This window comes from Campylobacter concisus, from assembly GCF_003048875.2.
Classification (GTDB): domain Bacteria; phylum Campylobacterota; class Campylobacteria; order Campylobacterales; family Campylobacteraceae; genus Campylobacter_A; species Campylobacter_A concisus_AU.
In genome coordinates this window covers 1236046-1256266 of the sequence record NZ_CP049264.1, presented here as the reverse complement: position 1 = coordinate 1256266, position 20221 = coordinate 1236046, and the positions used below count along the sequence as shown (strand labels likewise).

Genomic DNA, 20221 nt, shown 5'->3' with positions numbered 1-20221 from the left:
GAACTAGTTGTCGTATAGATGAAGATGGCTTGCAGCACTGTATAAAGTATTATCCTACAGAGACAAAAATGATGTTTATTATTGCTGAAACAGCAACCACTAGATATACAGAAGGACATATAGCTGGATACACGTCTTCAAATCTTAAAAATAACAACACACTAGAAAAAAGAGAAGAAGCCAGCTTTAAAAGAGTTATCGGAGATATGGATATTATAGGTGCTAGTGTAATAAGACCCATAAATTTATTTGGTGGTTATGGTTTTATACCACAAGCTTCTGTTGCGGATGGAGAAGATGGTAAAACAAGAACTTCTTCAGTCGTAAAAAAGGAATTTGTATATGATGAGCCAAGCATTGCTTCTGCAAAATTTCCAAATTCCTCTCGCGCAACATTTACATTTAGTGGTAAAAGTGAGCATGAAAAAAAATATGTAGATGGTAGTAAGATAAAGTATGCCAGACTATACTGGGGTGGTAGCATTTATAAACCATGGAGCGAACATGCTGACCTTTTTAGTAAATTTGCTAGTGTGATATCTGATTTTTCTAGAGTAAATTTTAAAACACCTAAAGGCTCTTATGTTATTGAAGCAGATAAAGATGATATTAATTGGCTTAGTTCATTCACAGACGGTTATAAAAACAATAGTTATGAAAGTGTTGTAACAAGTGATAGTATAAAGTATTGGTCGCCAGCAAATACTGGTGGAAGAGGTGCAGTTTATATGATGTACCAAGCAAGTGCTAATGTAACTAAACTTGTAAAAGATAGCCTTGGTGATATTAATACCACTGCCTCTGGTGGTAGGACTTTTGCTGTTGGAGGTATAGCTTCTAGTATAGTTGATCTAGAGCAAAAACTTGATTACGAAGTAATATATAATGCTCGCGAATTAGAAACTAATCCTAATTGTCAATTTTGTAAGAGAGACTATAGTATGAGCCGAGGTGCGATAGTTTTTGCTGATGGCGAGTGGATCACATCATATCCACCACCTCAGTTTGGTGGATGGAGTTTAGTTATAGTTTATGACTTTGAAGAAGATGGCGAAAGAGCAGGCGTAGAGCCAAGGGCGGTAAATATATATGATGGTATGGCAAATATTTTTCCTACAAGTGCAGGTGCTACCCCACAAGAATCTTTTAATTTAAAATTTGATGGATTTTATACTCCACCAAGCGGAAATATAAATACAGCATTAGGCTTTCTTGGTTTTGGTGGTAAAGCAGAAATAAAAGGTGAAGATATTGCGGTAAAAAATGAAAATAATGGTAATTTTGAGACTATATTTTCTTCAGAAAATCCAAAAGGCAATCAATTTAACTCTTCAATAGCAAGATTTAATGAAGCTGCTGTATCAGGCAGAATTTACAACAGTCAAATGGATCTAGACTTGATAGATATATCAAACAAGATGGGTCCTAAACAAAAAGAAGTAGAAGTGCAGTTTAAAGCCACTGGATATAGAGAGCCAAGTGGTACATTTCAAGGTGATAGACAAAACATAGGTATGGTAGCCTTTTCAACACTGCTTTATGATCCTAAAGTGTGCTACACAGAAAAGCTTGAGGTCAGTAGAGATAAAGGTGCTAGCTGGATACCTGTAAAGTTAAAAGGCAGTTCTGGTGAAGCAACTATCGTAAAAAAAGGCTCCTTGGTAAGGACTACTGTAACAGTTGAAAATGGAGGTAGTGAGGATGCTTATGGTTCTATCTTAAGAGTAAATTTAAAACCTGAATTTATGAGCTACAAGGACACTTCTACTAATTTAAGAACTAGTAAGGTGATAATATCTGATACGAGCCAAAATTCAGAAAACTGGACTACGCTTACTAGTGATACTAATGAAAATCTAAACAGAATTGATAGCCATACTTTAGAATATAAAATAGGAAAAAACGCAAGTCATGCAGTAGGCGGAGAGCTAACGCATGATCATAGAAACTATGCAAGAGTTCAGTATATAGGAGTGATAGAAAAAGAGTATAAAAAAACAAGATATGAGGCTAAATTTCAAAATAGTGACGCAGGCTTGAAGTTTGATGATAGGATAAGCGAATGCACTCCAACATCGCCTAATCTAAAGATCGTAGAGGAAGAAGAAAATGACTTCTATCCACGAAGTAAAAAAGATGATAATTCAAATGGGGATTATAAAAACAGGCTTTTTACAAAGATAGCGAAAAAACCTTTTAGTATATACATCACAAACTATAGCGAGATAGATGGAAAGGCAAAAGCACCCGACTCACCTACTGATGTAGATCTTAAACTTGTAGAGAACTGCAGCGATGAAAATTCTGTATTAGGTTATCCTGTGACACTTCATTTTGCAAGTAAAGACACTGAAGAAGTAAAAGTAACCGTGCCAAGACCTTATAGAAAACTTCATGTTAAGCTAAAGTATCATAGCAAACCAAAAAATCAAGATGTGGTAAAGTGTGAAGTCTTTGATGCATTTGCTGTAAGACCAGCTATGTTTCAGCTCTATGATAAGTCAGGCAGTGGTGGTGTATATAATGGTAGTAGCGTACTTGTGGGAGGTAAAGACTATAAGGACATAACTTTAGCTGCTTATAATATGGACAAGACAACTCTTGCAAATGGATATACAAATACCTTAATCGCAGGTAGCTCCGTAACAGGTGTAAATCGTTATACAGAAAATAATGTATCAATCTTGCCTGTGGATAAGGCAGGATGCATAATCACCGAAGATACAAAAAAGAGACTAAGTGAAGACAATAAACTAAAGATAGCCTTTGACAATCCAGCAAAAGCAGTGGGCACTATAACTAATTTAAAAACAAATAAAGAGGGATTTTCTTTCTCTGATATCGGAAATGCTAAATTTTATGTGGTGGATAAAAGCTATACAAGCATAGATAAAAAAACTCCACCACAAGATAGTGACTGTGTGCTTGATAAGAGTGATAATAATGAAAATACCGAAGGCAAGGTCGGTTGCGATATAGAATTTGGCGAGAAAAAATTTGGTTTTGAGCCAAATGATCTTGAAGTAAGCGAGTTTAAAATTTTGCCAAGAGGCATTAGCTACATCGCAAATGAAAGCAGTGCGAGCTTTACTCCTATCTTGAGTTTTAGAGTAAAAGCTAGACTTTTTGATGATAATCCCGCGCTTTTATATAAAGACGGTTGTTACTCAAACAATACACGCTTTAAGATAAAAGTAGGAGAAATGATAGATGGCTATACTGATAACAATGGCACTTTACTAAAAAATGATACAGATGGGCTAGCCAAGCTAAATAGTGAAATTTTGTTTTTTGGCAATCTTGATGCTAGTAAAGTCGAAAAAGTAAATCCATCTTCTTTACACGAAGGGCTCTTTGAAGTTAAAAAAGAAGCGTTTAAAGGTGGCTACGCTGATGTAAATCTCAAATTTAACTTCAAGCGCGAGAAAAATATGGTTAAAAATCCTTTTGAGGTAACAAGTGATACTTTCACGTTTGAGAGTTTAGTCGATGCAAATAAAACAAAAAATAATGGCAATTACAAAAAGCCAACCACAAAAACATCTGCGAAATTTTACTACGCTAGGACATACGCACCTTACTATGAGGGGCCAAACACTGGCTTTAAGGCAAAAATTTACTACGGAGTGTATTGCAATGGTTGCGACGAGAGTAAATTTATGTTGCAAAAGCCTGGATCAAGCGCTCGCTGGGAGGAGTTTGCAGGTACGCACTCATGGTATGTAAATCCTCTGCACGATGCTAGTTATGGCAATGTCGATAGTTACGAATTTTCAAATCACACTACACGAGATACAGCCAAAGAGACAGCACTTAGTGACGGCGTCAGCTACATTTATGTAAAAAATGACCGAGCGGTTACAGATATAGCTAAGATGCATACAGAAAACTGGCTCATATATAATGAATTTGATAAAGATGCAGCGACAAATGATTTTACAGTGAGATTTCTCGTGCCAAATGGCGACTGGGCTGGCAAGACCCTAAAAAGTGGCTCTAGTAAAGGTGACGTGGGAAATGTTATAGGCGGCGAAAATAACTTTAACGATCTAAGCGATAAGACAAATAGGAGAATTTCTTGGTAAAAAGAGGCTTTTCTCTTATAGAGCTTATCCTCTCGATAGTCGTTGTAGCGATCATCAGCACGTCGATACCGCTTGTGCTAAAGACCACATCTGAGCTAAATCAAAAGGCGGTTACACAAGAGAGCTTGATGAATGCTAAGACCTACATGGGGCTTATCTTAAAAGCTCCTTTTAGCGACAAGGTCATCAAGGTCTCGACAAATATCGGCGGCAGTAGCGCTGAGACAGCCTACTTTTTTCCTATCATCTTAAAGCCAGGTGATCATAGAAACGAATTTTATAAGATAAATAAAATAACAGGCGATGGACATAGAGTTTTTGCCTATGAAAATTCACCAGATCTAGCACCTGATGCGGCAGTGAGGTCTGTGGATTATTACAAAACAAAAAATAAAAATTTAAACACAGCAAATCAAAGCAGAGACTATATAGTTGGCTCAGAATATAACGTCAGAATAAAAAATGGTAATGGGGATTTTAAGCCAAATTTAGGGCTAGACAACAGCGACGTAAAAGAGATAATTGTAACTGCTACTTCGTATAAAAACAACACAAAACAAGAGACTACATCAGTGCTAAGAGCTTACGCTTTTAATCTAGGTGAGGGCGGCTCGCTAAATACGAAAGTGTGGAAATGAAAAGAGCCTTTACTCTTCTTGAGCTTGTAGTCGTTATCGTCGTGCTTGGTATCATTGCTATGATGAGCTTTAACGCCATAATGAACATCTACTCAAACTACTTTCAAACAAAGACAGTAAATGAGCTCGAGACGCAAACGGAGATCGCACTGGAGCAAATTTCAAAGAGGCTAGAGCACCGCATAAAGCCAAGCGTGATCGCTAGAAAAACTGATGGAGCTTTTTTGGCGCTAAACGATAGCGGGGTAAATTTAAATGCCGAGTATGAAATTTTAGAATTTATCCCCTATGCGTATGAAATTTTTAACGATGTGCCTTCTGGTAATAAAGCAGGCAGATATAGTGGCTATGCGGATCTTGCTAAGAGCTCGCCAGCAACTGGTCTGATAAGTCCTGGAAGTAATTTTTCTACCGAAGTTGTTGAAACCATAAAAGATCTAACTTGCAGGGAAGATACAAATGCCACTTGTGTTGATTTTAAAGATAAAGATGGTGGCGTTGTAGCGATATTTTCTGATGTTTATTACAATGTGCAAAACTCTTTTGGGTATAAAGATATTTCAAATTTAGACATAGCAAAAGTTGGTGTAAAAAGCACTGATGGCGATACTCTAGAAATTTCTGGTTTTGCAAACAAGCAAATTTCAGAACAGTATCATCTAGCCTACACAGCAAATGCCATAGTGCCAGAGCAAAGCGCTGATCCAAAAGATGCGGCAAATGGCGTCTTTGATCTAAATTTATACTACGACTATCGTCCATGGATGGGAGAAAAATATAAACAAAATGGCGAAAAAGCAACCCTCGCCAAAAACGTTACGAGGTTTGTCTTTACTGAAAAAAATGGCGTCATCGTGCTAAAACTTTGCATGAGGGCAAAAAACTCAGAGATAACCATCTGTAAGTCAAAGGCGGTTTATTGATGAGGCGAGGATTTACGCTCATTGCAGCGATATTTTTTGTGGTGATCGCAAGCTCTATTTGTATGCTAGCTCTTTCGATCGCTAGTACTTCAGTTAAGCAAAATAGCGAAATTTACCTAAGAGAGCAAAGTGAGCTAGTAGCTCGCGCAGCGACAGAATATGCGATACTAGCCGTTCTCAGTAATGATTTTTATAAAGCTGGGGCAGTTTGTATTGGCGATAAGAATAATCCAATAAAAGGCGAATTTGGGGAGCTATTTACTTTCGAGGTATTTATAAAATACTTTGGCGATATGGGCATTTGTTCTGGTGATGCAGTGGCTGCTACTGGAGTAAATCAAGGCACGATAATGCTCGATGTCTTTGTCAGCTCAAAACCAGGAAAAGCCTCAAATCCTATAAATTTTCACAAACGAACTCTTCAGAAACTTTAAAATTTTATAAAGATTTTACTTTAATTTGCTTTTAGTTTCGTCGTGTTATAATCATCTTACTTTCTATAAAGGAGATTGCGATGAACATAAGCATTGTAGGAAAACAATTTGAGCTAACAGAGCCCATCAAAAACTACATCCAAGACGCTTTTGACACCCTTGGCAAGTACAACCTTGACATCATCTCAGCAAGATGCGTAGTAGGAGCGGATGAAAAGCAAGGTAAAAAGGGCTTTAATGCAGAATTTTCTCTAAATATGGCTCACAAAGACACGATAGTCGTTCGCCAAAAAGATAAAGATCTCTATGCAGCGATCGATCTTGCTATCGAAAAGGCTTCAAAAGTTTTAAGAAGAGAGCACGATAAGAAATTTACAGTAAAAGGCAAGGCTGATGATAAAGAATTTCGCTCGAGAATAGGCGAAGAAAAGATCGAAGGTGTTGAGGAGATCGTGCCTATGGAGCTTGAAATTTACAAACCTCTTGAGGTAGAAGAAGCACTTGATAAACTAAAATCAAGCGATAAACAATTTTACGTATTTAACGACGTCGATGCCAAAATGCGCGTCATCTACAAAAGAACAGACGGAACTTTCGGTCTATACTAAAACCAGGGGCGCTTTGCCCCTAAATTTATTATTCGCTTTTAACTCTTGTTTTAAATTTTATTTTGTGTTTTTTGGTGTTTTGTGTCATTGGCAGAATTTTCATGGACAAGCTCTAAGTTTAACTTGCAAATAATATAAAACTGCGTAATAAATTTAAAAAGCATTCGTTGAATATTTTGTTGTTTAAAAATGGTGCATAAATTTAAGAACATAACGAGTGAAATTTATAAAAGACTTTCAAAAAAACTTGATGAAATTTAATATGTAAATTTAAAAAATAGATAATGTCTAGAGAAATCTGGCTACTTTGGAGGCTTTAAAATGCTTATAAAATTTAAAAAATTGGCTAGTAAATTTATAAAAAAGTTTTTTAGAAAAGCATGATAGATTTAAGAGGTAAATTTAAAAAGCAGATAACATTTAAACAAATTTGGCTATGTTGGTGATTTTGAAATGCTTATAAATTTAAGAATTTGATGAGAAAATTTTATAAAAGATTAGAAATAGTAAAGATTAAGAGTTGAATTTAAAAGATTTTAGCCCAAAATAGGGCTAAAATTTATGGATTATAGACCTTCAAAAGGGTTTGTAGCTACGTCTTTGCGATCAACTATGTAAGGTATGATAGCTGCGTGGCGAGCTCTCTTGATCGCTTTTTCTACCATCTCTTGGTATCTTTTTGATGTGCCAGTTAGGCGTCTTGGCATGATTTTAAATCTCTCTGACAAGCAATACTTCAAAAGTGAAGTGTCTTTGTAGTCTATAAAATCAATTTTTGCTTCTGTAAATTTGCAATATTTGCGTGAATATTTTCTTTTTTCTGCCATTTTTTATCCTTTAAAATTAAAACGGTATTTCTTCATTGTTGAAGCTATCAGCATCAACGTCTATATCAGGAACTTCTGAATAACTCTCTTGCTTTCTTTGCGGCGCAGCTTGCGGTCTAGCTTCTTGTTGGCGGTTATATTGGTTATTTTGATATCCGCCTTGCTGTCCGTAGCCACCGCTATTTTGGCTATTCATAGAGTATCCGCCTTGTTGCGTTTGGTTATTTGAGCCAAGCATTTCCATGCTCTCAACGGCGATAGAGTGTTTTGAGCGGTTTTGTCCGTTATTGTCGGTCCATTGGTCAAATTTAAGTCTTCCTTCGATAAGCAGCTTCGATCCCTTGTTGAGATATTGGTTTGCTATCTCTGCACTCTTGCCAAAAAATGATATATCAATAAAGCAAGTCTCATCTCTTCTTTCCCCATTTGAGGTGATTTTGCGTGTCACAGCTATACTAGAATTTCCTATGGCAACGCCGCTAGTAGTATATCTAAGCTCTATATCTCTGGTTAAATTTCCAACTAATACTACTTTATTGAACATTTTTTATCCTTGATTATTCTTCTGTAAATGTTTGCTCGTCTACTTTTTCAGCTCTTGGCTCACGTGGTGCTCTTGGCTCGCGAGTCTCTTTTTTTATAGTTTGCTTGATACCTTTGCAAAGTCTTTCCCAAGCTGCGATTTCGCGTTTGTTTTCATATTTAACGCTTAAAAATCTTATGATATCTTCAGTGATCCTTACGTTTCTTGTAAGCTCTGCAAGAAGTGCTGGTGGAGCTTTGTAGTAGATAACAAAATATGTTCCACGCTCATATTTTTTGATGGCATAAGCTAGTTTTCTAGTGCCCATCTCAACGACAGTAGCGATCTCGCCGCCGTTTTTTGTTATGACTTCTTTTACGAAATCAACCTTAGCTTTAACTTCCTCTTCCGTCAATGTCGGCTTAAGAATAAATAAAAGCTCGTAATGTTTCATTTTTTCTCCTTATGGATATTTAGCTCACTTTGTGAGCAAGGATTTTGCATTAAGCAAGGGTGGATTTTAGCTTAAATTTACTTAATATTTGCTGTTGATATGAGGTGTTGCAGATTTAAAATGATCGATAAGACGAAAATTTCTTTATCCATTTTCGTATTTGTTTTTAACTCTAGCTCGGCTAAATTTAGCGTTTTAAATATCTCCAAATAGGCATTTAAACTTAGCTTTAAGCTATTTGCTTTTAGTAAATTTGCCACATTTACTGGTGGCTGATAACCGATCGCTTCATCTAAATTTAAGCGGCCATTTATCTTGATGTAAGAGTAAATTTTAAATAGCCTAAAAAATGCTTTGTAAAGTGAGTTTAGAAGTAAAATTTCATTAAAATTTGGATCTTCTAAGTAGGTAAAAAAGTCGTTTTTTATATCTTTTAGAGCCATAAATTTATTGAAAAAATCATCAAAATTTATCCCGCCAAGCCCAAAAACCAGCCTTTTTACATCGTCTTGTTCGATATGAGCGTTTAGGCTCTTTAGCTTCGTTAGCTCACTTGCTGCAAGGTATAAATTTTCATTATGAGTAAAATAAAGCTCATAAAGTGCGTTTTTGGTTATGTTTAGGCCTATTTTGGCCGAGTTTTTGGCTAGTAAATTTATCGCCTCATCTGGAGTTGTGGGCTTGAAAAATCTCGCAAAATTTGCCCCAAAAGCCTTTTGCGTATCAAAAACTAGCTTCATATCGGCCTCATAAAGCTCAAACAAAAAGTAATTGTCCTGGCTTTTTGCGCAAAGCGAGATGAGCTCTTTTAGTTCTTTTGCCGGGATCTTTTTGTCGCTTTTTACATAGAGGATATTTTTGCCACCAAAAAGCGACTGCTCGCTTAGGTGAGAGCTTGCTTGCACGTAGTTGTACTCGTCAAAATAAAGGCTTAATAAATTTGCATCTTCGCTTGTATAAAAGCTCAAAATTTCCTTGCCAAAAAGCTCGATCTGAAACTCGTCCGCCCCAAAAAGCAAGAAGTAGTTGCTTAAATTTGCATTTGCTAAATTTAGCTCCAGATCTTTCCTATACATCGATCTTTCTTACCACTTTTGCAAAAATTTTAGCACTCGCGATGTCGGCCTCTGTGATCTTTACGACAAGCTTTTGAAGTAAATTTGCACTGTATCCAGTGATGAAAATCCTAGCGCCAACAAAATGATCATCAAGCTTGGCAACCAAAACATTTTGGTTTTCGCTAACGTAGCAACGCACCTCTTTGCCGATATTTGCGGCCGCCCAGCGTGCAAATTTCCTATCCATAAAGTCGTAGGCTACCTTGTCGGCCTCTCTTTCAAGCTCGCTTAAGTTTGCGCAGGTGCTTTGGATGTTTAAAAGTAAGAAGTTGTAAAGCTTTTCATCTTTTGAAATTTTAGCCTTTAAAAGCCTGTGTAAAATAAGGTCAGAATAGCGTCTAATAGGGCTTGTAAAGTGTGTATATCTGTCAAATCCAAGTCCAAAGTGGCCTAAATTTTCACTTGAATATTCAGCCTTTTTTTGTGACTTGATGATGAGCTTGTCTATCTCTTCGCGGTTGCCTAGTTCATCGGCCTTTGCTTGGATCTTTCTTATCAAATTTGCAAGGTCGCTCTCGTAGGTAAAGTCAAGCCCTAAAAGTTGCAGGTCCTCAAGCAAGGTATCTATCTTTTTAAAATCAGGCGAAGCGTGGTTTCTAAAAACGCCCTTTGTGATGAGCTTTGCAGCAGCCTTGTTTGCTAAAAGCATGCAGTCCTCTACTAGTCTATGCGAGTCAGAGTCGCTTTCAAACCTAGTTTGCGAAATTTGACCCTCATTATCAAGGCTCATTCTAAGCTCTTTTGTCCTAAAATCAAACGCGTGCAAAAGCCTTTTTTTGCGAAGCTTCGTGGTGAGTTTAAAAAGTGGCTTGATCCATGAAATTTCACACTCTCTTTTGCCTTCTAAAATTTCATCGATCTCATCGTAGTTAAAGCGCCTTTTTGAAAGGATGATCGCCTCAAAAAGCTCCTCTTTTTTTACCTCGTTGTTTGCATCAAGTGAAATTTTAAAACAAAATGCAAGGCGCGGCACGTCTGGCTTTAGTGAGCAGATATTTTCACTAAGCGCGCGCGGCAACATCGGCACTGAGATGTGCGGAAAGTAGATAGAAAAGCCTCTTTTTTTAGCCTCGCTATCAATGGCGCTATATGCGGTTACATACTCGCTTACATCGGCGATAGCAACGTAAATTTCGCGCTTTTTTTCATCAAAAAATATGGCATCGTCAAAGTCTTTGGCATCGACTGGATCGATCGTGCAAAACTCTAAATTTCTTAGATCAACCCTGTTTGGATACATGCTAGCATCGACTTCGTCGCCAAATGCCTTTGCTTCAAGCTCGCAAGCCTCGCTAAATTTATCATTTTTATTATAAATAGCAAGCGAAATTTTCTCATCGCTTAGTGGATCTTCTAAATTTCCTAAAACCTCGACTATTTCGTTGTTTAGGTTGTTTATCTTTAGTAGCGTCCCAAGCGGGAGCATCTTTAGGCTTTTTTGAGTCGCCTTTAGGGTTGTACTTAGCCCAGTTTTTAAATTTACCCCTAAAATGGCCGCTCCAAAGCGTTTTGTATAGACCACGCTTGTCTCATTTGCAAGCTTTAGGCTCATCACTATCTTAGCGCTTTGGCGTTTTTTCTTAAGCGGCAAAAGCTTTGCTAGCACGATATCGCCAAGGTGAGAGTTGTTTAAATTTTTATTTTCGACGATGATATCTTGTTTGAAGCGCTTGTCAAATGGCATGATAAAGCCAGTTGCGTTTTGGCTGATGTCTAGCTTACCGCAGACATAGCCGTTGTTTAGGTAAAATTTATCTTTATGTAAGCTTACGGCACCAAGGTTTAGGAGATTGCGTAAGACCTCTTTATCTTCGTTTGATATCTCTTTTTCTTTGATGCCAACGAGTAGTGATGTTAAAAATTCTTTCACAAATTATCTTTGACTTTGCTAACAGCCATTAAAAATGTATCTCTCTCAAAGCCATATTCGTTTATAAGAAGTGTTGCGTTATTTACGCTCACATCATCAAGCTGGTTAAAGATATTAACCGCTGTTTTTACTACTTTTAACGCTCTTGCGTACTCTTTTATATGGTCAGGTGCCTCTTCTGGAGTGTTTGAGTAGAGGATGGAATTTCCAAGCTCGATCTCTAAATTCCACTGCTCAAAAATTTTAGCCGTGACCTCTTCATTTGTGATGTCTAAAATTTCTGACTCTAAAAGCGCAAGATCATAGGTAGATGAAATTTGTTTTAGCTTTGTTTTGAACTCAGCAACTTGGTTATTTTCTGTGAGCTCATGTGCTAAAACGATCTTGCCAACTTCAAGCATAAATGAAGCAGGAGAGAGAATTTCTAGATTTTTAGGTTTTATCTTTGAGTACCAGTGGTACATCAAAGCATTTTGCATGATTGAGATATTTAAAAAATCTTGTGCGGTAATGTCATATGGCTCTAAATTTATAGAAAAGGTCTTTTTAATGGCACTTGATAGCGCAAAACCACGGATAGTAGCCATGCCAAAAAGTGAAATGGCTCTTGCGATAGTTGTGATCTCTTGAGAAAATCCGTAAAGTGGTGAGTTTGCTGAACGCAAGATATTTGCTGTTAGCATAGGGTCTTTTTCGACCACTTTTGTGAGGTCATTTATCGAGCTATTTTCGTCAGCATGTAGGCGCTGGATCTGTATGACAGTGTCGTCTAGTGGCGGAAGCGCTTTGATTTTTTTAAAAATTGATTCATTCATGTAAAGTGACTCTTTTGGTTAAAAATTTTGTCACATTATAGCAAAAAGCTGCAGTATAAAACTTAAAGATACTTTTTGCTCTTTTTCAGCAACGTTTTTGTTGCTAAAATGTATAATTTCGCCAAATTTTAACAATAGGAGAAACAATGGCTATAAATGTTTATTATGATAAAGACTGCGATTTAAGCCTTATTCAGAGTAGAAAAGTAGCAATCATCGGCTTTGGCTCGCAAGGTCACGCACACGCTGAAAATTTAAGAGACAATGGCGTAAGTGTCGTAATCGGTCTTGCAAAAGGTGGCAAAAGCTGGGCAAAAGCTGAGGCTAAGGGCTTTGAAGTAAAAACTGTAAGCGAAGCTACAAAAGGCGCTGATGTAGTTATGATCCTAACACCAGATGAGCTTCAAGCTGAAATTTATAAAAATGAGATCGAGCCAAATTTAAAAGATCACGCTGCTATCGCATTTGGACATGGTTTTAATGTTCATTTTGGACAGATCAAAGCTCCAACAAACATAGACGTCATCATGATCGCTCCAAAAGCTCCAGGACACACAGTTAGAAGCGAATTTTTAAGAGGTGGCGGCATACCTGATCTTATCGCTGTTGAGCAAAATGCAAGTGGAAAGGCTAAAGAGATCGCTCTAAGCTATGCTTGCGGTATAGGTGGTGGTAGAACTGGCATCATTGAGACAACATTTAAAGATGAAACTGAAACAGATTTATTTGGCGAGCAAGCTGTGCTTTGCGGTGGTCTTTGCGCACTTGTAAATGCTGGATTTGATACGCTTGTAGAGGCTGGATATGAGCCTGAGATGGCGTATTTTGAGTGCTTGCACGAGCTAAAACTAATCGTTGATCTAATGTATCAAGGCGGCATGGCTGATATGCGCTACTCTATCTCAAACACAGCTGAATATGGCGATTATGTAAGCGGCGTAAGAGTAGTTGGCGAAGAGAGCAGAAAAGCTATGAAAGAAGTTTTAAGAGAAATTCAAAATGGTAAATTTGCAAAAGACTTCATCCTAGAGAGAAAAGCAGGATATGTTAGAATGAACGCTGAGCGCGGTATAGCTGAGAGAAGCTTGCTAAATAAAACTGGCAAAAAACTTCGCGCAATGATGCCTTGGATAACTAACGGCAAACTTATAGATCAAAGCAAAAACTAAGCCTTGAGCGAAAAAAAGACTACAAAGAAGCGTCCTGCAAAAAAGAGTGCGGGTCGCTCTCATAATAAAATTTTCCTTGGTATCGGCGTCATCGCTGCCATTTTGATAGTGGCACTTATCGCAGCTCTTAGCATCAAAAACAAAGATGTTGAGCAGATAAGCAAAGTAAATGAGCCAAAGAGCGAGAAGCAAATTTCAAAAAAAGCTGAGCAAAAAGTTGCCAGCAAAGATAAAAAACAAGAGTACGAGAAGAGAAAATACCCTCTAAAATTTGATGAAGATGAAAATTTAAGTAAAATTTTTACCGATCCTAAACATAAAAGCGAACTTGCTCTAAAGCCAAAAACTGAGCCAAAAGAGCAAAAAAAGATAACTCCTGAGACAAAATCTGAAGTAAAAGTAGAAACTAAAAAAGAAGAGCCAAAAAAAGAGCAAAACGATACGAAAAATCTACTTGCAAATTTATATAAAAATATGCAAAGCAGCGTAGATGCAAGCCATGAAGCAAAGAGCGAAGAAAAGCCAGAATTAAAGGTTGAGCAAGTAATCGAGCCATTTTACGCAGGCAAAAATGAGATAAAAACAGAGATAAAAACAGAGCAAAACAAAAGCGCTGAAGCAAATTTAAGCATAAAAGAAAATTTAAAGCATAGTGAAATTTTAAAACCTGAGCCTACTAAAAAAAGTGAGGTTGGGCCTAGCAACAAAGCCAAGAAGCAAATTTATAGCGAAAAACCGCAAAAAGAGAGTGCGAAAAAAGATGACTTTGCGGTTGTGCCTTTTACTCCAAATAGCAGCGTAAAAGGGCGTGCAAAGCTGGTGCTAATAATCGATGATGTGGCGACATTTGAGCACGCTAGCATGGTAAAATCAATCGGCCTAAAGATAACGCCGTCCATTTTCCCAGCGACAAAAACCCATCCAGATACGCCAAATATCGCTAGAACGTTTGAGTTTTATATGATACATCTACCGATGCAAGCAAAGCACTTTGATAGCCCAGAGATAGGCACGCTCACGATAAACGAGAGCTTTGAGAGCATGCATGAAAAGATAAAAAAGATACGCAAAGACTTCCCGCGTGCAAAATATACAAACAACCACACAGGATCACGATTTACCAGTGATTATGATGCGATGGACAAGGCATATAGAGCGCTGATAGAGCAGGGCTTTATCTTTGTTGATAGCAAAACTATCGCTCAAACCGCGGTGGCAAGGGCTGCTAAAAAGTATAATCAACCTTACATTTCAAGAGATATATTTTTAGATGATGATCCATCGGCTAGTGCGGTTAGGCGTGAGCTTATAGCTGCTGTAAATTTAGCCAAAAAAAGGGGCTACGCGATCGCCATCGGACATCCAAAGAAAAACACGATCGCAGTGATAAAAGCTAGCAAAAACAATATCTTAAAAGATGTAGAAGTTGTTTATCTAAAAGATATTTTATGAAGCTTGAAATCATCCCAGAGGCGCTAAATAGGCTAAAAAATCCCCCAAAAGAGCTAAATTTCATAGGTGACACCTCGCTTCTTAGCATGCCAAAAGTTGCAGTCGTTGGCTCAAGAAAGGCAAGTGTTTATACAAAAGAGTGTGTCACGGCACTTTGCACAGCGCTAAAAAGTGCAAATGTCTGCGTGGTGAGCGGTGGGGCTATCGGCGTGGATATCACGGCGCACAAGGCTGCCATGCCACGAACTATCGGCGTTTTTGCAAATGGACTTGATATCATCTATCCAGCTCAAAACAAAGTAGCGATAAGAGAAATTTATGAAAAAGGCTTGGCTCTAAGCGAGTATGACGAGGGCGAGCCACCGATCGCTTATAGGTTTTTAGAGCGAAACCGCATAGTTGTGGGGCTCGCGCAAGCTCTTGTGGTGGCACAAGCTGATCTAAGAAGTGGCTCGATGCAAAGTGCGAGGCTTGCAAATGAGCTTAAAATCCCTCTCTTTGTCCTGCCTCAGCGCATAAATGAGAGTAGTGGAACAAATGCTTTGCTGGCTAGCAAAAAGGCCGAGCTTATCGATGATTACGTTAAATTTGCCTCACTTTTTGGTGAGGTAAAAGAGCAAGAAAAAGCTGATGATGAGATATTGAAATTTTGTAAAAATGGCGTTAGCCTTGATGAAGCATTGGCTAAATTTGGCGAGATCATTTACGAGTACGAGCTTGACGGGCTAGTTGAAATTTCAAATTTAAGAGTAAAAAGCGCGCTATGAGAGAGAAATTTATGGCGATCGATGTTGGACTAAAGCGCATAGGGCTTGCTTTTGGCTTTGGCGAGGTCGTGACGCCACTTGAGCCAGTTCTTAGAAAAAATAGAAATCAAGCCGCAAGAGATGTAAGCCAAAAAGTAAATGAATACGCTCCAAACACGCTAGTAGTGGGCGTGCCAATCGGTGGCAGTAGCGAGGATGAGATGAGAAGGCGCATAGAGCACTTTGTCTCGCTTCTTGACGTACAGGCTAATATCGTCTATCAAGATGAAGCCTTTAGCAGCAGCGAGGCAAGTGAAATTTACACAAATACAAAGCGAGATGGCAGGCTCGATAGCGTCTCAGCCACTATCATCTTGAAGAGATATCTAAAAATTTTATAAATTTCTAGCCACCACTCCTAAAGTTTCATGCAAGCTATCGCTAGTAAATGGCTGTCTAAGCGTAGTCATCTTCTCGCTTTTGATGCTTTTGGCTTCATCCTTGCTGATGATGACGATGTAGAAATTCTTAAGCTTTTGATAAGTTAGCATCTCATCAAGCCTTATTTTGTCGCTTAGATACTCCTTTTGCACGAAGATGATGTCTGGCTTAAAAATGGCATCTTTTATGTGTAAATTTAAACTCTCAAAGCTCTTTTGTTTGCTAAGCTTCAGCCCTGTAAAGCTTAACTCATGACTTAACGTTAAAAATAAATTTTCATCATCACAAGCTATTATCGCATTTTTGCCTAGAAGGCTTGCTATCTCTACGCTTTGCCTATTAAATGTCCCGCTTTTTGGCAGTGGCACGCTTATGCTTATATTAAAGCCGTCCTCTGTTTTACTCATCTTGGCATTTAGCTCTTTTAGTAGCTCGCCAGCTTCTTTTACTAGTCTCTCATTTGGCTTTTGCGGGCATGAAGTGCATCTTATATGTATATCAAAATGCACCAAACTTAGGCTATAGCTTACTAGAGTAAAGGAGATCAGCAGTTTTGAGTTGCTTATGTCATTTAGGTAAAATTTGCTTAAATTTTTGATCGCGCCTATTAGCTTGTGTGCTTCAAAGCTTAGATAGCGTGGGTAGTTTGGGTTGTAGTTAAAGACGATGGCGTTGTTTCTAGCTGTTGCGTCCTTAAAAAGTGCCTCTAAAAAAAGCTCCATTTGTGCGACAAAATCGACATTTTTCATATCACAAGCATCCCATCGCCATAAGAGTAAAATCTATACTTTTCGCTAACTGCCGTTTCGTAAATCCTCATCGTCTCTTCAAGCCCTATGAAGCTAGTAACTAGCATGATTAGAGTTGATTTTGGCAGGTGAAAATTTGTTAAAAGGTAGTTTTGCCTGATCGGTCTATTATTTAAATTTAAAAATAGCTTGCAAAAGCCGCTTGGCTGCTTGCTCCTTGCAAATTCTTCAACGCATCTAGTAACCGTCGTGCCAACGCCAAGGATGGGCTTATCAGAGTTTATGATCTCTTGAGCTTTTTCACTTAGTTCGTAAAACTCAGAGTGCATTTTATGGTTATTTATGTTTTGGCACTCCACGCCTTTAAATGTCCCAGCGCCCACGTGAAGCGTGATGTAGGCGACCTCGTGCTTTGCCTTTATCTGCTCTAGCATCTGCTCGCTAAAGTGCAGGCTAGCCGTCGGAGCTGCGACAGCGCCGCTATTTTTGGCAAATATGCTTTGATACCAGCTCTCATCGTCCTTTGTATCAGCCCTTTTTATATATGGCGGAAGTGGGACGTGGCCGATCTTTTCAAGCTCGCTAAAAAGTTGCGCCGTATCTAAAATAACGCCATCTTTGGTGAAATTTACCACTCTTGAGCCATCATCATTTAGCTCAAGCACATTTACCTTTATATCATCAGTGAAATTTAAAACGCTACCGACACTTACTCTGCCCCTTATATAGACACTAAATTTATTATCATTAAGCGGTTGATTTAGCATCACTTCGCAGGCGCCGCCACTTTGTTTGTGTCCTAAAATGCGGGCTTTAACTACCTTTGTATTGTTAAAAATGACCGCCGCATCATCTGGGATGAGGCTGGCTAGATCTTTAAATTTATAGTGCTTTATCTCTTTGGTTTTTTTAAGATAAACAAGCAGTCTTGCCTCTTCTTTGGGCAAAACTGGCTCTTTTGCGATGAGCTCGTTAGGCAAAAAGTAGTCGTAGCTTGAGATATCGTTTATATCACTCATCGCCTGCGTCGCTGTTTGTGTCGCTATCTTCTTCATCATCGTCGCTTTTGCCAGCTCTTTTGGCTACGATGATAGAAATTCCATAAAGTCCGATGAGTGGCAGTGCCATTAAAATTTGACTTATAACATCTGGCGGTGTGACGATGGCTGCAAAGATAAAGATGACGACTACTGCGTATCTGAAGTAGTCTTTTAACATCTTGTCATCGACTAGGCCTATCTTTGCTAAGAAAAATGTAATGACTGGCAGCTCAAATGAAATTCCAAAGCCGATCAGCAGCTTTGTAAAAAAGCCCACGTACTCGCCTATGCTTGGCAGCGCCGTAAAGAGCTGACCGCCAAAATTTACCAAAAATGTAAAGCCAAGCGGGATGACCACATAGTAGCAAAATGCCGCCCCGCACGCAAACATAAATGAAGCAGAGAGGACAAATGGGATCACATATTTTTTTTCATTATCGTAAAGTCCAGGTGCGACAAATAGCCAAAACTGCCAAAAAATGATAGGCAAAGCAAGCACCAAGCCAGCAAAAAAGGCGACCTTCATCGCAGTGAAAAATGGCTCTTGAATTTGCGTAAAGATGATGTTTGAGCCAGCTGGCAAGACCTGTTTTAGAGGCTCGCTCATCCATGCAAGCAGTGGATTCCAAAATGTAAAACAGATGCCAAAACAGACAAAAACGCTTACTATGCTTATAAAAAGCCTCTTTCTAAGTTCGATCAAATGGGGTCTTAGCTCTTCAAACATCACGCCTCTTTTTTATCGTTTAAGATCGCATCTTTAACTAAATTTGTTGGATTTTGTATATTTTCTACCGTTTTTTTCGTGTCGCTTACGACGTTTTGTATGCTCTCAGTGACGTCGCTTGCGCTTTTTTTGATCTCGTCAAGCTCTTCAAAAGTGAGTTTTTTACGCACGCTTTGAGCGCTTTGGGTTATGCTCTCTTTATATTTTTGAGCGTCCTCTTTTAGCTCGGCTATCTTCATCTCTTGATCAAATGTTGATTTTGCGTCATTTATGCCTTTTTTAAACATCTTTAGAAATTTGGCGATCTGCACCATAGCGCTTGGCAGCTTGTCAGGGCCCAAAACTAGCACGGCGATCACGGCGATGACCAAGATCTCAGAAAAACTCATTCCAAACATTTTTGCCTCTGTTAAATTTTATTTAAGCTTTGTATTTTATCTTGACTTTGCTCAAATTTTTATAAATTTAGCCCTCGATAAAGAGTGCGATTTCGTCGCTGAGTAAGAAATTTGGGTTGAAAAATTTGTCATTTTTAAAGAGCAGTTTTTCATTTTCTACAAGTAAATTTGCTCTTTTTTTCTGAGCCTCATTTAAGCGCCCAGCATCCACGCCTACGATGCTTCTAAGCCCTAAAAATATATGCTCTCTTACTAGCTCGCTTGGGCTTAAAATTTCTCTTTCTCTATGTGTTGGCTGTGTGATGTAGGCGTCTATGCTACTTTTTGCGTAGTATCTGGTGCCACCCACAAAGCCCACGCTAAAAGCTCCCACGCCAAGGTAGTTTTTGCCTTGCCAGTAGCCAAGATTGTGCTTGCAAATTTCTCCGAAATTTGAAATTTCATACTGCCTAAAGCCAGCCCTCTGGATCTGCTCTATCATAAATTTAGCCAAAGTGTCGCTATCCTTTTTATAGCTTTTTTTGCCGGCAAATGGGGTGTTTTCTTCAAGCGTGAGCGAGTAGGCGCTTAGATGCGTGATAGCAAGACTTTTTAAGCTTTCAACCTCCGCCAAAAGGCGCTTTTTGGTATCAAATTTAGTGTCATAGATGAGGTCTAAATTTATACTCTTAAAGCCAGCTGCATGGGCATTTTCAACCGCTTTAAAAATTTGCTCCTTGCTGTGGATGCGTCCTAGAAATTTAAGCTTATCTTCAAAAAAGCTTTGAGCGCCAAAGCTTATGCGGTTTGCGCCTAAATTTTTTACATGCTTTAGCCAAGCTAAATTTGCAGAATTTGGATTTGCTTCAAAGGTGATCTCAGTTTTAGGCGTGCAAAGTGGAGCTAAAATGCTAAAAATTTCATCATAAAATTTGGCATTTACCGCGCTTGGTGTGCCGCCACCAAAAAAAATGGTTGAAATTTCTTTTACATTTTGGCTTTTTAGCTGAAAATTTAGATCAAGGCAAAGCGCTTTAAAATATGCGCTAACCTTCTTAAATTCGTCATCGCTTGAGCCAAAGGCGCAGTAAGGACACTTGCTTTCGCAAAATGGCACGTGGATATAAACTTGCAAATTTCTCTCTTTTTTAAATTTTGGCGATTATAAGAAATTTGGCATTTAGAGCAGTTTAAAAGTAGCTTTTATTTATCTATCTCTTAACTC

The 20221-nt window shown here is 38.4% G+C and carries 20 protein-coding genes; 9 read left to right on the top strand and 11 right to left on the bottom strand.

Annotation, left to right across the window (positions count from 1 at the left end):
* The first annotated feature begins 68 nt into the window (after window positions 1-68).
* From CVT07_RS06330 to hpf, 5 genes are all read left to right on the top strand, one after another.
* Entirely contained in the window at window positions 69-4085 is a 4017-nt protein-coding gene (locus CVT07_RS06330; RefSeq protein ID WP_230855691.1) for a hypothetical protein, read from the top strand.
* Window positions 4079-4723: a type II secretion system protein gene (locus CVT07_RS06325; RefSeq protein ID WP_107935744.1), complete on the top strand. Its 645-nt coding sequence runs from the start codon at window positions 4079-4081 to the stop codon at window positions 4721-4723. The genes CVT07_RS06330 and CVT07_RS06325 overlap by 7 nt, the downstream gene beginning before the upstream one ends.
* Complete coding sequence (locus CVT07_RS06320) at window positions 4720-5646, top strand: prepilin-type N-terminal cleavage/methylation domain-containing protein (protein ID WP_107935746.1); 927 nt, start codon at window positions 4720-4722, stop codon at window positions 5644-5646. Before CVT07_RS06325 ends, CVT07_RS06320 begins: the two co-directional genes overlap by 4 nt.
* On the top strand, window positions 5646-6080 hold the full coding sequence (locus CVT07_RS06315; protein WP_103615380.1) for a hypothetical protein: 435 nt from the start codon (window positions 5646-5648) through the stop codon (window positions 6078-6080). Before CVT07_RS06320 ends, CVT07_RS06315 begins: the two co-directional genes overlap by 1 nt.
* A gap of 80 nt (window positions 6081-6160) precedes the next feature.
* Window positions 6161-6688: a ribosome hibernation-promoting factor, HPF/YfiA family gene (gene hpf, locus CVT07_RS06310; RefSeq protein WP_004317788.1), complete on the top strand. Its 528-nt coding sequence runs from the start codon at window positions 6161-6163 to the stop codon at window positions 6686-6688.
* 566 nt (window positions 6689-7254) lie between these two features.
* Here the strand turns inward: hpf and rpsR are convergent.
* From rpsR to CVT07_RS06280, 6 genes are all read right to left on the bottom strand, one after another.
* Window positions 7255-7515 (bottom strand): 30S ribosomal protein S18, encoded by a 261-nt coding sequence (gene rpsR / locus CVT07_RS06305; RefSeq protein ID WP_021089765.1) that lies wholly within the window; start codon window positions 7513-7515, stop codon window positions 7255-7257.
* Between the two features lie 16 nt (window positions 7516-7531).
* Window positions 7532-8059 carry a single-stranded DNA-binding protein gene (locus tag CVT07_RS06300; protein ID WP_021087759.1) on the bottom strand — a complete coding sequence of 176 codons (528 nt, stop codon included), beginning with the start codon at window positions 8057-8059 and terminating at the stop codon, window positions 7532-7534.
* A 13-nt stretch (window positions 8060-8072) separates the two neighbouring features.
* Complete coding sequence (gene rpsF, locus CVT07_RS06295; RefSeq protein ID WP_103573239.1) at window positions 8073-8492, bottom strand: 30S ribosomal protein S6; 420 nt, start codon at window positions 8490-8492, stop codon at window positions 8073-8075.
* A 77-nt stretch (window positions 8493-8569) separates the two neighbouring features.
* The gene (holA, locus tag CVT07_RS06290) at window positions 8570-9568 is read right to left on the bottom strand and encodes a DNA polymerase III subunit delta (protein ID WP_103573238.1); all 999 of its coding nucleotides are present in this window, start codon (window positions 9566-9568) and stop codon (window positions 8570-8572) included.
* The gene (locus CVT07_RS06285) at window positions 9561-11480 is read right to left on the bottom strand and encodes an RNB domain-containing ribonuclease (protein WP_107935748.1); all 1920 of its coding nucleotides are present in this window, start codon (window positions 11478-11480) and stop codon (window positions 9561-9563) included. Before CVT07_RS06285 ends, holA begins: the two co-directional genes overlap by 8 nt.
* A complete protein-coding gene (locus tag CVT07_RS06280) occupies window positions 11477-12295 on the bottom strand; it encodes an HDOD domain-containing protein (protein ID WP_012140069.1) in 819 nt (272 codons plus the stop codon). Before CVT07_RS06280 ends, CVT07_RS06285 begins: the two co-directional genes overlap by 4 nt.
* Window positions 12296-12441: 146 nt before the next feature.
* Here CVT07_RS06280 and ilvC point away from each other — a divergent pair, with 146 nt between their 5' ends.
* From ilvC to ruvX, 4 genes are read left to right on the top strand one after another with little or no spacing between them, the layout of a single operon-like run.
* Window positions 12442-13464: a ketol-acid reductoisomerase gene (gene ilvC / locus CVT07_RS06275; protein ID WP_107935755.1), complete on the top strand. Its 1023-nt coding sequence runs from the start codon at window positions 12442-12444 to the stop codon at window positions 13462-13464.
* Between the two features lie 3 nt (window positions 13465-13467).
* Window positions 13468-14916 carry a divergent polysaccharide deacetylase family protein gene (locus tag CVT07_RS06270; protein WP_107935757.1) on the top strand — a complete coding sequence of 483 codons (1449 nt, stop codon included), beginning with the start codon at window positions 13468-13470 and terminating at the stop codon, window positions 14914-14916.
* Entirely contained in the window at window positions 14913-15683 is a 771-nt protein-coding gene (locus CVT07_RS06265; protein WP_107935758.1) for a DNA-processing protein DprA, read from the top strand. The genes CVT07_RS06270 and CVT07_RS06265 overlap by 4 nt, the downstream gene beginning before the upstream one ends.
* Complete coding sequence (gene ruvX / locus CVT07_RS06260; RefSeq protein WP_004317765.1) at window positions 15680-16063, top strand: Holliday junction resolvase RuvX; 384 nt, start codon at window positions 15680-15682, stop codon at window positions 16061-16063. The genes CVT07_RS06265 and ruvX overlap by 4 nt, the downstream gene beginning before the upstream one ends.
* On the opposite strand, the gene CVT07_RS06255 is transcribed toward ruvX, so the two are convergent.
* The 5 genes from CVT07_RS06255 to hemW all read right to left on the bottom strand — a co-directional run bounded on the left by CVT07_RS06255 (window position 16058) and on the right by hemW (window position 20131).
* Window positions 16058-16852 carry a hypothetical protein gene (locus tag CVT07_RS06255; protein ID WP_107935760.1) on the bottom strand — a complete coding sequence of 265 codons (795 nt, stop codon included), beginning with the start codon at window positions 16850-16852 and terminating at the stop codon, window positions 16058-16060. The two genes, ruvX and CVT07_RS06255, sit on opposite strands and share 6 nt — an antisense overlap.
* A complete protein-coding gene (queA, locus tag CVT07_RS06250) occupies window positions 16849-17871 on the bottom strand; it encodes a tRNA preQ1(34) S-adenosylmethionine ribosyltransferase-isomerase QueA (protein ID WP_107935957.1) in 1023 nt (340 codons plus the stop codon). The genes CVT07_RS06255 and queA overlap by 4 nt, the downstream gene beginning before the upstream one ends.
* Entirely contained in the window at window positions 17864-18619 is a 756-nt protein-coding gene (tatC, locus tag CVT07_RS06245) for a twin-arginine translocase subunit TatC (protein ID WP_103570348.1), read from the bottom strand. Before tatC ends, queA begins: the two co-directional genes overlap by 8 nt.
* Window positions 18619-19017 (bottom strand): Sec-independent protein translocase protein TatB, encoded by a 399-nt coding sequence (gene tatB / locus CVT07_RS06240; protein ID WP_012140063.1) that lies wholly within the window; start codon window positions 19015-19017, stop codon window positions 18619-18621. The genes tatC and tatB overlap by 1 nt, the downstream gene beginning before the upstream one ends.
* A gap of 67 nt (window positions 19018-19084) precedes the next feature.
* Window positions 19085-20131: a radical SAM family heme chaperone HemW gene (hemW, locus tag CVT07_RS06235; RefSeq protein ID WP_107935764.1), complete on the bottom strand. Its 1047-nt coding sequence runs from the start codon at window positions 20129-20131 to the stop codon at window positions 19085-19087.
* Between the last annotated feature and the right edge of the window lie 90 nt (window positions 20132-20221).